Source organism: Lysinibacillus canaveralius (assembly GCF_047301505.1).
Taxonomy (GTDB): domain Bacteria; phylum Bacillota; class Bacilli; order Bacillales_A; family Planococcaceae; genus Lysinibacillus_B.
In genome coordinates, this window is the sequence record NZ_CP154840.1 from 3,441,620 (window position 1) to 3,454,751 (window position 13,132).

14 protein-coding genes and 1 tRNA gene are annotated in these 13,132 nt (G+C 40.8%); 6 read left to right on the forward strand and 9 right to left on the reverse strand.

What is annotated here, in order from left to right:
- Complete coding sequence (gene qoxD / locus AA0Y26_RS17450; protein WP_413363317.1) at positions 1 to 282, forward strand: cytochrome aa3 quinol oxidase subunit IV; 282 nt, start codon at positions 1 to 3, stop codon at positions 280 to 282.
- Positions 283 to 517: 235 nt separating this feature from the next.
- Positions 518 to 1,453 carry a hypothetical protein gene (locus AA0Y26_RS17455; RefSeq protein WP_413363318.1) on the forward strand — a complete coding sequence of 312 codons (936 nt, stop codon included), beginning with the start codon at positions 518 to 520 and terminating at the stop codon, positions 1,451 to 1,453.
- Between the two features lie 69 nt (positions 1,454 to 1,522).
- On the opposite strand, the gene AA0Y26_RS17460 is transcribed toward AA0Y26_RS17455, so the two are convergent.
- The 7 genes from AA0Y26_RS17460 to AA0Y26_RS17490 all read right to left on the reverse strand — a co-directional run bounded on the left by AA0Y26_RS17460 (position 1,523) and on the right by AA0Y26_RS17490 (position 7,649).
- Complete coding sequence (locus AA0Y26_RS17460; RefSeq protein ID WP_413363319.1) at positions 1,523 to 2,395, reverse strand: RsiV family protein; 873 nt, start codon at positions 2,393 to 2,395, stop codon at positions 1,523 to 1,525.
- Positions 2,395 to 2,892, reverse strand: a complete 498-nt coding sequence (locus AA0Y26_RS17465; protein ID WP_413363320.1) for an RNA polymerase sigma factor — start codon at positions 2,890 to 2,892, stop codon at positions 2,395 to 2,397. Before AA0Y26_RS17465 ends, AA0Y26_RS17460 begins: the two co-directional genes overlap by 1 nt.
- A gap of 238 nt (positions 2,893 to 3,130) precedes the next feature.
- The gene (gene pstB / locus AA0Y26_RS17470) at positions 3,131 to 3,925 is read right to left on the reverse strand and encodes a phosphate ABC transporter ATP-binding protein PstB (RefSeq protein WP_413368279.1); all 795 of its coding nucleotides are present in this window, start codon (positions 3,923 to 3,925) and stop codon (positions 3,131 to 3,133) included.
- 39 nt (positions 3,926 to 3,964) lie between these two features.
- A complete protein-coding gene (pstA, locus tag AA0Y26_RS17475) occupies positions 3,965 to 4,789 on the reverse strand; it encodes a phosphate ABC transporter permease PstA (RefSeq protein ID WP_413363321.1) in 825 nt (274 codons plus the stop codon).
- Position 4,790: 1 nt separating this feature from the next.
- Positions 4,791 to 5,702 carry a phosphate ABC transporter permease subunit PstC gene (gene pstC, locus AA0Y26_RS17480; protein WP_413363322.1) on the reverse strand — a complete coding sequence of 304 codons (912 nt, stop codon included), beginning with the start codon at positions 5,700 to 5,702 and terminating at the stop codon, positions 4,791 to 4,793.
- A 14-nt stretch (positions 5,703 to 5,716) separates the two neighbouring features.
- A complete protein-coding gene (locus tag AA0Y26_RS17485) occupies positions 5,717 to 6,538 on the reverse strand; it encodes a phosphate ABC transporter substrate-binding protein PstS family protein (protein ID WP_413363323.1) in 822 nt (273 codons plus the stop codon).
- Positions 6,539 to 6,806: 268 nt separating this feature from the next.
- Positions 6,807 to 7,649 (reverse strand): hypothetical protein, encoded by an 843-nt coding sequence (locus AA0Y26_RS17490; RefSeq protein WP_413363324.1) that lies wholly within the window; start codon positions 7,647 to 7,649, stop codon positions 6,807 to 6,809.
- A gap of 333 nt (positions 7,650 to 7,982) precedes the next feature.
- On the opposite strand from AA0Y26_RS17490, the gene AA0Y26_RS17495 reads away from it, so the two are divergent.
- The 3 genes from AA0Y26_RS17495 to AA0Y26_RS17505 all read left to right on the forward strand — a co-directional run bounded on the left by AA0Y26_RS17495 (position 7,983) and on the right by AA0Y26_RS17505 (position 11,145).
- A complete protein-coding gene (locus tag AA0Y26_RS17495) occupies positions 7,983 to 8,906 on the forward strand; it encodes a LysR family transcriptional regulator (protein WP_413363325.1) in 924 nt (307 codons plus the stop codon).
- A gap of 188 nt (positions 8,907 to 9,094) precedes the next feature.
- A complete protein-coding gene (locus AA0Y26_RS17500; protein WP_413363326.1) occupies positions 9,095 to 10,606 on the forward strand; it encodes a succinate CoA transferase in 1,512 nt (503 codons plus the stop codon).
- Positions 10,607 to 10,635: 29 nt separating this feature from the next.
- Positions 10,636 to 11,145, forward strand: a complete 510-nt coding sequence (locus tag AA0Y26_RS17505; protein ID WP_413363327.1) for a YfiT family bacillithiol transferase — start codon at positions 10,636 to 10,638, stop codon at positions 11,143 to 11,145.
- Positions 11,146 to 11,350: 205 nt separating this feature from the next.
- Here the strand turns inward: AA0Y26_RS17505 and AA0Y26_RS17510 are convergent.
- A tRNA-Val gene (locus tag AA0Y26_RS17510) sits at positions 11,351 to 11,423 on the reverse strand.
- A 348-nt stretch (positions 11,424 to 11,771) separates the two neighbouring features.
- On the opposite strand from AA0Y26_RS17510, the gene AA0Y26_RS17515 reads away from it, so the two are divergent.
- Positions 11,772 to 12,296 (forward strand): YceI family protein, encoded by a 525-nt coding sequence (locus tag AA0Y26_RS17515; protein ID WP_413363328.1) that lies wholly within the window; start codon positions 11,772 to 11,774, stop codon positions 12,294 to 12,296.
- Positions 12,297 to 12,355: 59 nt separating this feature from the next.
- On the opposite strand, the gene AA0Y26_RS17520 is transcribed toward AA0Y26_RS17515, so the two are convergent.
- The gene (locus AA0Y26_RS17520; RefSeq protein WP_413363329.1) at positions 12,356 to 13,132 is read right to left on the reverse strand and encodes a YqhG family protein; all 777 of its coding nucleotides are present in this window, start codon (positions 13,130 to 13,132) and stop codon (positions 12,356 to 12,358) included.

The following is a 13,132-nucleotide window of genomic DNA, read 5'->3' on the forward strand; positions in this document are numbered from 1 at the left end:
ATGGCGAAATACTTTCCTTTAGGTCAAGTAATGGGATTTGTCTTCTCACTTGTATTAACAGTAGTGGCATTGCTTGTTTACTTCATGGATATGTCCATGACAACAGGAATGATTGTCCTTTTAGTTACAGCTTTCCTACAAGCTGGCCTGCAATTCATCATCTTCATGCACGCTGGTGAATCAAAAGACAAGTGGTCCATTTACTCAAACATCGTTTATGGATTTGCGATGGTATTAATTACGATTTTAGGAACACTACTTATCCTTCTTTGGGATATGTAATCAATATGCGGCTTTTATCGCTTGGGAACGCAGCATCTGCCTTGTGCGATGTTACGGTTAGAAAATAAAATACGCAGTAATCCGCAGGGTTTGTACCCTGCGGATTTTTTTGTTCTATGATGACATCTGTCTATCCCCCTCCCCTATTCTTTTCGTTTGTATATGTTTAACTCTTTCTTCACTTTGGGCATGTTGTAGGAAAGAGATTCAGCTTGTTATAAAGGGGCTCAATGCCATGTATCATCACTTCTATCCTCTCTTATCACATGATGCCGATACAAGTTCACAGATTGATGCTTATATAGCATCAAAGCAGATAGAGCTCTCCGCTATTGAAAACCAGCTGTCAGATACAAAGCAGGAGGCATCAGACGGCAGCTTATTTAATCTCGGCCATTTCCTTCGATTAAAACGCCATGTTGCAGCAATCACATCATCTCGTACGTTAATAGACGGCCAGATGACTGAGCTTCTTTCTTATATAAATGAGGAGGCACTTTTCCCTCAAAAAACGTTTTCCTTTCTCGGTACGCCCTATTACTCCCATATCGATTCACAGGCGTATTTTTTATTTTCGCCGTTAGAATATGATGCTTTTTTAGAAAAGCAGATGTTTTGGATTATCGAGTTGGATACAAGAGAGGAAAAAAGGAAAATCCACTGCTGCTCCATTGGGTTTTCAGCAGAAAATATTAGCAGCCTTCTACAGTATCCAATGGACTTACAGCATGAATTGGAGAAGTTCGAAACGATGGAGACGATTGAAGCGTCACAGGAACATATGACTTACTGCCGGCAGCGTTTATTACACTACTTTGGGGTGGATGACATTCTGGATTTATACGAGATTGAACAGTCACACCTGTTGAAATATATTGGCGACCCGCTCGTGTTGCTTCGGACTATCCAGAAAAAGCATAATGACAATCGAATCAAGCTTAGTCTGCAATCTATCCTGCCCATTCCAATAAACAAATCGACCATTGAGCTGGTTCATATAGAAAGAAGAGTCGTGAAACAGGAGCAGCTGCGAAGGTTTTGGGAAGAGGGACAGTTCACTGCTTATACGAAGCAGCTCCAGCAAACAAAAAATCGGTTAATGGAGACAGCAGGCATTTCTCAAGAACAGCTAGACCGCTTGATGGAACAAATGCCTGCCGATTTTTTATAAGTAAAAAATAGAGGAGAGGAACCGATATCGTCCTTCCCCTCTCTCTATATTTTTAAGCAGTAATTAACTTTACTTCAAATACTCATCACTCATACGAATCTCTTTTATCAGTTCTGTCGGTATTTCAAATTCGACAACTCCCATATACCCTGGCGCCACTTCATATTTATCAAAGACAATAACCAGTTTGTGATCCTCTGTGATATAGAAGTTCTGATCCGGACGGATGGACGTAAAGGCATCGATTAACTCTTCATCAGGCATTCCGCCGCCTTTTACCCAATAGATTTTTTCCTGGTTCGTTGCCAGCATCTCTTCCTGCATTTTTCCGATAAGATAATCGCTGATTACCGAGATATATCGCTCATCCTTGAATAGACTCGGCAGTGTCAGGATAATTTCCTTTTGCTTATCGATTGTATCGTATTGCATGACTGTAGAAGAGGAGCCAACCGTTTCCACCACGTAGCGGCCGATTGACAGCAGCTGCTCTGTATCTGTAGCGACAATATAGCCGCTGTCTACGCCTAAATGTCCTCCATCTGCCTGCTCCATGCCCTTCATATCCTGCTGGAATTGCTCATACAGTGCCTTGCCCTCTGCTGCATATTTTTCATTCAGGGCACGGATCTCATCCGACTCGCCTGTAATTTGCGGTACATCGATTGCTGCTGAATAATTATCCTTGTCCGTTTCGTATTGAACAAAGGTTAACACTTCTATGACACTCCCTAGCACAGGCACCTCTCCTAATGTTTTTGCCATAGCAGGGCTCATATTCAGACTCGCTGTAAATAGAGCAGCTGCGGCCGTTGCTCCTAACACCCATTTGGGGGCACGTTTTTTACGTCCCTTTTTCAAACTTGCTTCTACAACAGCATCCAAGTTTTCAGGAATCGGTACATTTCGGTATTTTTCCTCTAATTTTTTCAATTTGTCCATTATGACAACTCCTCTTTCGTCAGTTGTATTTTAAGCAGCTTCAATGCTTTATAAATCCTTGATTTCACCGTATTGACATTGGCATCCAATATGTGTGCAACATCCTCGATTTTCAAATCCTCAAAATAGCGGAGAACGATGACTTCCCTGTATACAGGAGGCAATGTGTCCAGCGCATCCTCTAAATCCATATTTTCATATGTATCATTTTGTGGAGGTGATAAAAATCCGAGTTGTTCGTCATCCATAACCTGAATGCGCTTGTTTTTCCGCAAGAAGTCGATTGCTGTTCTTACGACAATTTTATAAAACCAGCTTTTCAGCTGTTCCTCATTCTGTAATGTGTGCAGTGACTGCAGGGCTTTTTGAATACTGTCTTGTACGATATCGAGTGCATCCTGCTCATTTTTTGTATAGCTATAGGCAAGCAAATAAAATCTTTCTTTGTTCGCGCGGATGAATGTTACAAATACTTGCTCAACATGTTGATGCTTCATCTACTAAGGGCTCCTTTTTTCAGCATTTGTTCGTGTATACATATGATAGACGGATGGCAGGACCAAAAAAGTTGAAACGAACGATTATTTTCTTCTACCGAACAGCTTCTCAAAAAAGCGTACATAAAGTCTATAGTAGACATTTCTTCTCGGCATACAAAAAACACCCGCAAGATTTGAATTTATCAAACCTTGAGGGTGCTGATTCTATTGTAAACATATTCAATTAGAAACTTGATTAGCCAAAACGACCGGAAATATAGTCTTCTGTGCGCTTGTCTGTCGGATTAGAGAAAATGATATCTGTTTTATCGTATTCAACGATTTCTCCATTTAAGAAGAAAGCCGTTTTATCGCTGATACGGGCTGCCTGCTGCATATTATGTGTCACAATCACAATTGTGTAATTCTCTTTCAGCTGGGCGATAAGCTCTTCAACTTTCAGTGTTGAAATTGGATCAAGCGCTGACGTTGGCTCATCCATTAAAATAACATCCGGCTTCATCGCAATTGCCCGGGCAATACATACACGCTGCTGCTGCCCGCCGGAAAGACCAAGTGCCGACGATTTCAGGCGGTCCTTTACCTCATCCCAGATAGCCGCGCCGCGAAGGCTGTCTTCTACAATTTGATTTAGCACCTTTTTGTTTTTAATCCCTTGCATGCGAGGGCCGTATGCTACATTATCATAAATACTCATCGGGAACAGGTTCGGCTTTTGGAACACCATTCCTACCTTTGTACGAAGCTTGATCACATCGTTCGAGCGGTAAATGTTTTCGTCGTCGATTACGATATCACCGTTGATTTTCACTCCGTCAATTAAATCGTTCATACGGTTTAATGTACGTAAAAATGTTGACTTCCCGCAGCCGGAAGGACCGATTAACGCAGTGACTTCCTTTTGCTGAATATCCAATGATACATTATAAAGCGCCTGTTTTTCTCCATAATGTAAATTTAAATTACTTACTTTTATTTTTTCCTTTTCAGCAGCTGCTTCCTTCACAAATGCAAATGAACTTGCTCTCATTATCGGTTTTTCCATTGTAATTGTCATAGCGATACCCCTTTAATAATCTGCCTTGTTTAATTTTTTCGAAACGAATGTCGCGCCAAAATTCAATGCTAAAATGATTACGATCAACACAATTCCGACAGCTGCCGCTAGCCCGATGTCTCCGGATTCCTGTGTAACCAGGTAGGAATGTACAGTCAGCGTACGTGCTGATGAGAAGATGCTTTCCGGCATTGCTGCTACTGTTCCTGCCGTCAGGAAGATCGCTGCCGATTCACCGACAATACGTCCAATCGATAAAATGATACCCGATAAGATCCCAGGCATTGCACTTGGCAAAATCACCTTAATAAGTGTCTGAAGCTTTGTTGTACCGAGTGCGAGTGAACCCTCCCGATAAGACTGAGGTACCGTTTTTAACGCCTCCTCCGTCGTACGGATGATTACCGGCAATACAATAATCGTTAATGTCAGGGAAGCTGAGATAATCGACATCCCTAATTTTAATGTCGTGACAAAGAACACAGCACCAAACAAACCATAGATAATCGATGGAATACCTGTTAAGCTTTCCGTCGCAAAGCGGATTGTTTTCACTAATCGTCCCTGCTTTGCATACTCCTGCAAATAAACCGCTGCTAAAATGCCAATCGGTGTTGCAATTAATAATGAAATACCGATCGTATAAAGAGTTGTAACAATCATCGGCCAAATACCGCCATCACCTGTTGGCGAGTAGTCACCGAAAATAAAATCAAAGCTAATGTATGAAATTCCTTTATAAAAGATATATCCAACGATTACGACGAGGACGGCTATTGATACAAAGGCAGATAGCCATAGCAGGCCCCGCAGCATATTTTCTTTTGCTTGTCTCACCTTATTGACCACCTTTTGCCGTAATTTTCGCTAATACAAAGTTTAAAAGTAAAATGAAAGAGAATAACACAATCCCTGTTGCAAACAGCATTTCCTGATGCGTCCCGAATGCATAGCCCATCTCGAGTGCAATGTTCGTCGTTAATGGACGAACCGAATCTGTCAAACTTGTTGGGATGATCAAGCTGTTACCTGCCACGAGAATCACTGCCATCGTTTCACCGATCGCCCGGCCTAGTCCAAGGACAATGGCAGCCATGATTCCTGATTTCGCTGCCGGCACCACTACTTTAAAAATCGTACCGATTTGCGAAGCACCAAGCGCCATAGATCCTTCCCGATATGTTTTCGGCACTGCACGAATTGCTGTTTCTGCAACCGTCACAATCGTCGGCAGCATCATAATCGCCAGTACGATGATAACTGCCAGCAAGCTCTGTCCGCGCGCAAGGCCTAAGTTATTTTGCAGAAACGGAACAATAATCGCTAAACCGAATACCCCGTACAAGACAGACGGGATACCTGCTAATAACTGAATAGCCGGCGATAACACTTTTGCTACTGATTTTGGTGCAATTTCAGCGAGGAAAATCGCTGTAAATAACCCAACCGGTACGCCTATTACTAATGCTCCTGCTGTCGCAAATAGAGAAGCGACAATCATAGGGAAGATCCCAAACTTGTCCTCACTCGGTACCCATTCTGATCCAAAGATGAAATCGATGAAGCTATAGCCATCCGCAATAAATGGATTCGACCCTTTATAAAAGACAAACCCAATAATGAGCAACAAACTTAATACCGACAATAATGCACAGCCTAAAAATATTTTTGCTGACAAGCTTTCAAGCAAGTATTTCCGCTTGTTCGCTTTCGTCATTTCTTCATGCTTTTCCATGTTTGCGGTAGTCACTACAATTCCTCCAATTAGTTAACGCGAATCGCGCCAGATGATTCAACAATCTCCTGCCCTTCATCGCTTAAGATAAAGTCGATAAATGATTGGCCTGCTTTTGTCAGCTCCGCTGCACGGTGCACAAAAAGGAATGGCCGGGACAGACTATATTCATTTGCTAGTACATTTTCCGCCGTTGCCTCTACTCCGTTGATGTCAACTGTTGCAATCGACTCATCAATATATTCAAAGGAAATAAATCCTACTGCATGCTTATTTGTTGCAACCGTTGTTTTAATATTTCCGTTCCCGCTTGCTACGATTGCATTACGAATTAATTCACCTGAAGAGTAACCGACGATTTCCTGAAATGCATCACGTGAACCTGAACCATCTTCACGCGAAACAACCACGATTTCCATATCGTCACCGCCAAGCTCCTTCCAGTTCGTCACTTCACCCGTAAAAATTTGCTTCACCTGATCCATTGTCAAATTATCTACTTTATTTGTCGGGTGTGTGACAACCACAATCCCGTCATAGGCAATGACTACTTCCTCTAGCTCTGCTTTTTCTTCTTCTTTTAAATCACGGCTAGACATACCGATTTCCGAAACACCCGTCGTTGCATTTGTAATTCCTGCCGAGGAACCAATTTGGTTTACTTCGATATTCACTGCTTCCTGCTCTTCATATTTCATCGCAAGCTTCTCTGCTAATGGCCCAACGGATGTCGAACCCGAAATGGCAATCGTTGCTCCTGCCGCTGCTTCCTGTGCGCTATCTTTTCCACATGCAGCGAGTAGTGCGACCATCGTCATCAGCAAAATTAGTTGCATCCACCTTTTCATCATTCGGTACCTCCATGACTTTTAATCTAGTTTTAGAATAAAGGATATTTATTAACGTTCGATGGATGTTTTGTAAACGTAGTGTAAAAAGTTTATTTCTATTTGAAAATTCGGTGAACAATATTTAGACTTTTCTAACAACTAGCTAATTATTGTAAATCATTGTAAAATTCATTTGACTCTCTCTTCTACTCGAAATTAAAAACGACCTTGATCTCTCAAGGTCGTTTCATCTTACATATAAAATTGAATCAAATTCTCGTGCCTGGCTTTAATTTTTCATATAAATTCGGTTAAATTGCTCATACGCCTTTTCCATCTTCTCTTCCAGGAAATTAGTGCGTTCATAAAGAATAGAACGTAAATGGTGAACTTGGCGCATTAATTTGTCCATTACCCCCTCCTGGCCTTCTACCCGATCGATCAAGTCTTTCTGTGTTTCTTCTATAGTAGAAACCTGATTCGCCATCGTTTGCTGGAGGTCATGATGCTCATCCATTTTGCTCATCACTTCTTCATGCGAACCTCCTAGCTGCTTCAATCGGTTCATCACCTCATCTGTGACCAAGGTGAACTGATCAAGCTGCTGGGAAATTTCCTCCTGGAGATCCTGATACTGATCTAAACGGCTGATCATTTCTTCGTTCACCGTCGTTTGTTGATCCAGACGATCCGTCATTTTCTGATTTGTACCTGTTAATTCATCCAGCTTCTGTTCAAGTTCTGTATATGTTTTCCCGACATGCTCCATTTGCTCCAGCAGCATTTTAATCTCCTGCTGCTCCACAGTGACAGTCGCTTGGAGCTCCTGATTTTGGTTTTCCAGCTTCTCCAGCCAGCCCGTTATGTGCTGCTCCACTTTCTCATGCTGGCCATTGAGCTCACCAAGCTGCTTGTCGATCACCCGCCATTTATTCATCTGTCTTACTGTCACATTTGTATGGTGCTGCTTCAGTACACGGATAGCCCGGTGAAGCAATTCATTTGATGCCTGCTGTTCCTTCACAAATTCCGCCAAATAATCACTCTTATACTCAACCTGATTATTGTCAATCAGCTGATCATTATTTATAAATACACGTGAGTGTCGGCTGCCGTTCATAGATAACCCCATCTCTTTCCTCCTTCAATATTCCCGGTTCTATATCATATGTTGATTGGGGTACGGCGTGTATTTGACGAAAAGAGTATAGTAAGTGAAAACAGGTATTTACGAATATCCACGGTTATAGATACGGGTACAGAAACGCTTCTTTTCAAAACATTTAACAGGCAGATAGCGAGGTACTGTATTCAGCAATCGAGCGCGATGGAAAAGCATATTCAGGACCTTTTTGCTTTTTAGGGTCACAATATGAAATAATTCCAGTAAAGAAAACAACTAGAGTACTGGATGAAACAACTATGTAAACAAGGATGAAAATTCACTAAAAAGGGCTGAAGCGGCATGGAGTTACGACATTTAGAGTATTTTTTAATGGTTAGTAAAGAACTGCATTTTACGAAGGCAGCTGAAAATTTAGGAATCTCACAACCCACTTTAAGCCATCAAATTAAGATGCTTGAAAAAGAGGTAGGCTATTCGTTGTTTAACCGAGTTGGGAAGAGAATTGAACTTACGAGGGTCGGAGAAATTGTCCAGCGAGAGGCGTTAAATATTCAAGCTTCCATCCAAAGTATGTCTTCGCAGATTACAGCATTTTCGAAAGTAGAAATGGGAGAATTGAAGATTGCTGTGCTGCCAGGAGAAATAACGGATTTGGTATCTACTTTGTGTATTCAATTTAACCAGCTGTATCCAAGCATTAAAGTGCTTATTGAAACTACAGATCAAGTAGAAAAGGCTGTCCTCGAAAATCAGGCTGATTTTGGTATAGGTTTTCAGCTTGATCAATATGATATGCTGCAAGTAACAAAATTGTATGAGGAAGAATTTTATCTGATTAGCAGTCAACAGAAGGAAGAACAAAAAGTTTCCTTTTCTTCTGTTTTAGATAGCCCTCTTATTTTATTTCCGAACAGTCATCAATGCAGAAAATTGCTTAATAAGACCAGCGCTAAATTTGGTAAGAAGTTAGAGCCGATCATTGAAACGTCTAGTATTAAATCGATTCTGAATCTAGTTCGAAATGATGTCGGTCTTAGTGTTGTCTCACGTACATTGTACGAATTTTATGATACAGAGGATTTATTTTTCCAGCGTATTGAAAAACCAGCTTTGACTAGGGACGTTTATCTCGTAATGAAAAAGAATTGTTTTATTAATTATGCAGCACGTGAATATATTAAATTATTAGTACGTGAAATCGAAAAGCTTCATTTTCATACAGAGAAAGAGGCAATGCAATCTTTGTCTAATTTTGTATTATAGTTTGTATCTATCATTATCATAGAAATGATGTAATAGACTGACGGTATAGTCCTCTTTACAATGAAGACAAGGCCACTCATGAAAATGAGAAATAAATATGGCAAGGGGGTTTATCATCAACTGGGAATGCCTATAAATTTTTTGCCAGCATTTCATCAAGTAAAAAACTAATTATGAGGTGATTGTTAATGAGTAAGGATTTAAAGCAATTCATCAGAAATGAAGCGTTTTTGGGTAAAGTTGTTTCAGCTGAGGAGGCAGCTTCTTGGATTGAAGACGGAATGAACCTTGGCATGAGTGGATTTACGCTTTTCGGTGAGCCGAAAGAATTTCCTCTTGCACTTTCCAAGCGTGGTGAGAAAGAAGACTTTAAGGTGAACTTATATACGGGTGCTTCGTTAGGCCCGACAGCTGACCAATCAATGGCCGAAGCCGGTATCCTTAACTTACGTGTTCCTTACCAGGGCAATGCTGTGATGCGCGGGAAAATCAATAGAGGTGAGATTTTCTATATTGACCAGCATCTATCACACACAGCAGAAGAGGTACGAAAAGGAACATTAGGAAAAATTGATTATGCCGTTATTGAAGCCGCTGCCATCACGGAGGAAGGCTATATTATTCCGACAGGTTCTGTAGGAAACTCGCCGATTTTTGTAGAAAGAGCCGAAAACGTTATCATTGAGCTAAACACCTCTGCCCCGAGCGCATACGAAGGGCTTCACGATATTTATGTACAGAAAGATCAAGGGGAACGAAGAGAGATTCCTATTTACAATGTGGCAGACCGGATTGGAGAAATCGGTATTAAAGTCAATCCAGACAAAGTAAAAGGAATTGTTTTATCGGAGCAGCCTGATATCCCTTCCCCATTATTTGAGCCAAATGAGGAAACACAGCAAATTGCCAATCACTTATTAAGCTTCCTAGCTGGAGAAGTGGAGGCAGGAAATTTACCAGAGTCATTAGCCCCATTACAGTCCGGCGTAGGTTCTGTTGCGAATGCTGTTTTAAATGGGATGAAGCATTCTCAGTTTAAGGATATCGAAGTATTTTCTGAAGTGCTGCAGGATGGTGTCTTTGACTTGATCGATGCAGGGATCGTTAAATTTGCAGCAGGTACTTCGTTCTCGCTTTCTAAGAAACGTGTAGATTCATTAGCCGGGGATTTAGAAAAATACAAGGACAAAATTATGTTTAGACCGCAGGAAATTTCTAATAACCCGGAAGTCATCCGCCGGTTAGGTATTATTTCATTTAACACTGCTCTTGAAGTAGATATTTACGGAAATGTCAATTCAACTCATGTGAGCGGAACAAAAATTATGAATGGAATCGGCGGTTCTGGAGATTTTGCCCGTAACGCCAAAATTACAATCTTTGTCACATCATCTTTGGCAAAAGACGGGGCTATTTCAGCAATCGTTCCTTTCGTATCACATATTGACCATACAGAACATGATGTAGATGTCATTGTGACAGAGCAAGGTTATGCTGACCTGCGTGGACTGCCGCCGGTAAAAAGAGCAGAAAAACTGATTGAAATTGCACATCCTACTTACAGACCACAGTTACGCGCTTACTTTGAAGAAGCAAAAGAAAAGGTTGGCGGTCATACTCCGCATATTCTTGAAAAAGCTTTCTCATTCCATACAAGCCTTAAAGAAAAAGGCACGATGTTAATGAGTGAGGAAAACTAAAAATAACGAATAAGGAAAGGGGCTTAAAAATGGATGTACGATACCCAATTGGGCAACTGCAGGTTCCTGAAGAAGTAACATTAGAAAATGTTCAAGATTGGCTAAAGGAGATCGAAATTTACACAACACGCTTAAGAGAAACGGTTGATTCATTAAGTGATGAAGAATTAAGCAAAACATATCGCGAAGGTGCCTGGACAGTTCGTCAGCTTATTCATCATATTGCAGATTCCCAGCTGAATATGTATCAGCGTTTGAAGCTGGCTTTAACAGATGAAAATCCAACCATACCGGGGTTCGACGAAGAAAAGTGGGCGGTCCAGCCGGATACAAAGCTCCCTGTCGAGCCTTCGATTAAAATGCTTGAAGGGATCAATGAGCGCATTGTATCTTTAGGATCCAGTTTAACTGAAGAACAATTAGGCCGAACTTTTATCCACCAGAAAAACGGTCAAGTAACAGTTGCAGCAAAAGTTGCAAAATTAGCCTGGCATGAAAACCATCACTTGGCTCATATCAAAATCGCATTATCAAATTAATACAATCTGTGTTGAATTGGCTTTTCGAACTTCGATAAGCCAATTTTTTCATTAGTCGCTCTGCCCTCTTACTAATATGTTTGGAGCAGCCTATCATGCGTTAGCCGTTCTAAGGATAACTGTTCAAATGACTCCCTAGAGTAAAAAGCAAAATAAAAAAACAGCAAATCCATATGCATTAAGGATTTGCTGCTTGTTAAACTGATGGTCTCGACAGGGTTCGAACCTGCGACCCCCACCTTGTCGAGGTGGTGCTCTCCCAGCTGAGCTACAAGACCGTATATACTAAAACGACATCACTTACATAGCAATCATAACACATCTTTTTTTGAATGGGTATCCCTGAAAAACATATTTTTTCCTTAGTATTTTAGTCTCCTAAAAATGTCTAACTTTTAAGAATAAGTTCCCCGTGGAACCATATAATTGATAACAAAGAATTTTCGGCAGAATGAATATATTTATTACAATCGTTAATATGACGCACTGACTTTATGCTGTTTATCCTACTCTCCTCTTTCACATAATTTTAAATTTCATCTTGACGAAATGAAAAAGAGCGTGTATATTCAAATTAAATTATCTCGAATTCGAGATTCTTGATTTCAAAACAGGGGGAATTAAACATGACAAACTGGACAGTAGATCAATCACATTCAAACGTTGGCTTCTCGGTTAAACATATGATGGTATCAAAGGTAAAAGGAGTATTTGAAGATTACTCTGCAACAGTAACTACAGCTGATTTATCGGATTTATCAGATGCAACAATTACATTTGATATTCAAGTAGCTTCAATCAGCACGAAATCAGAGGACCGTGACAACCACTTACGTTCAGCAGACTTTTTTGATGCGGATCAATATCCAACAATTTCATTCCAATCAACAGATATCGCAAAAGATGGCGATGATTACAAAGTAACTGGTGACTTAACGATTAAAGATGTAACAAAACCAGTCACATTTAATGTTGAATTCAATGGTAGAGGAACAAATCCATGGGGTGTTGAGGTATACGGATTTGAAGCTGAAACGAAAATTAACCGTGATGAATTTGGCTTAACATGGAACGCAGCTTTGGAAACAGGCGGCGTATTAGTCGGCAAAGAAATTAAAATTAATGTTGACCTAGAAGTCAACCCAGCTTAACTATACAAAGAAGCATGCGTCCAATAAGTACGCATGCTTCTCTCTTTATAAGTCCCAACCTAGCTTAAATAAAACAATCCGCCGTTAACCATATCTACCTTAATGCGAGGTGTATATTGCTCCTCCAGCGCCTTCTTCTCAAGCTCATAGCTTTCAGGCTTTGTGACGGAATCCACATAAAAGTACTCGAGCACTTCCAAGTCACGCAGCCATCTTGCCTCTGCCGCTTTTGCCCAGGAATGGTCATCTTCAATAATCATTTCCTCCACCAGAATATCAAGACGATCCAGCGCACGTGCAGGCTTAATAATATAAGGAACAGTAAAGGCGTTCTCCGGTATGTCTGCATGAAGTTCCCGATTCTTCAACTCTTCCTGAAAGTTTTCTACTACCCGCCCTGTCAGTAAATTAATGCCGAGCGAATAGATCATTTCCTTCGTATGGTTACAGTAGTATGAAATTTTATAGTTAACGCCCAGCCATGGAGTCAGGATTATATCATTCCTATGCCCTGTATACTCATACAGTTTAACAAAGGCACCCAAATCCTTTGTCGCTTCAAACAACAGACTAAGCCTTGGGGAACCGAAATGGATCATTTCCCCTTTGATATCATCCTCGAGATTTGTCCGATCTGTAATTAATGTCAGCTGAAGAGGTGCCGGCTCTATTCCCGCGCTCTCGACATATTGCCAATAATACGGTCGATTCATAATTTTTTTATCCATCTCTTCCGTCAGTTGTACAACTAAATAATGCGGATGCTCTGTTAAAATCGGACAATTTGTTTCTTGAAAGAATGTTTGCAAGTACTGATGAACCTGTTGTGGATACAT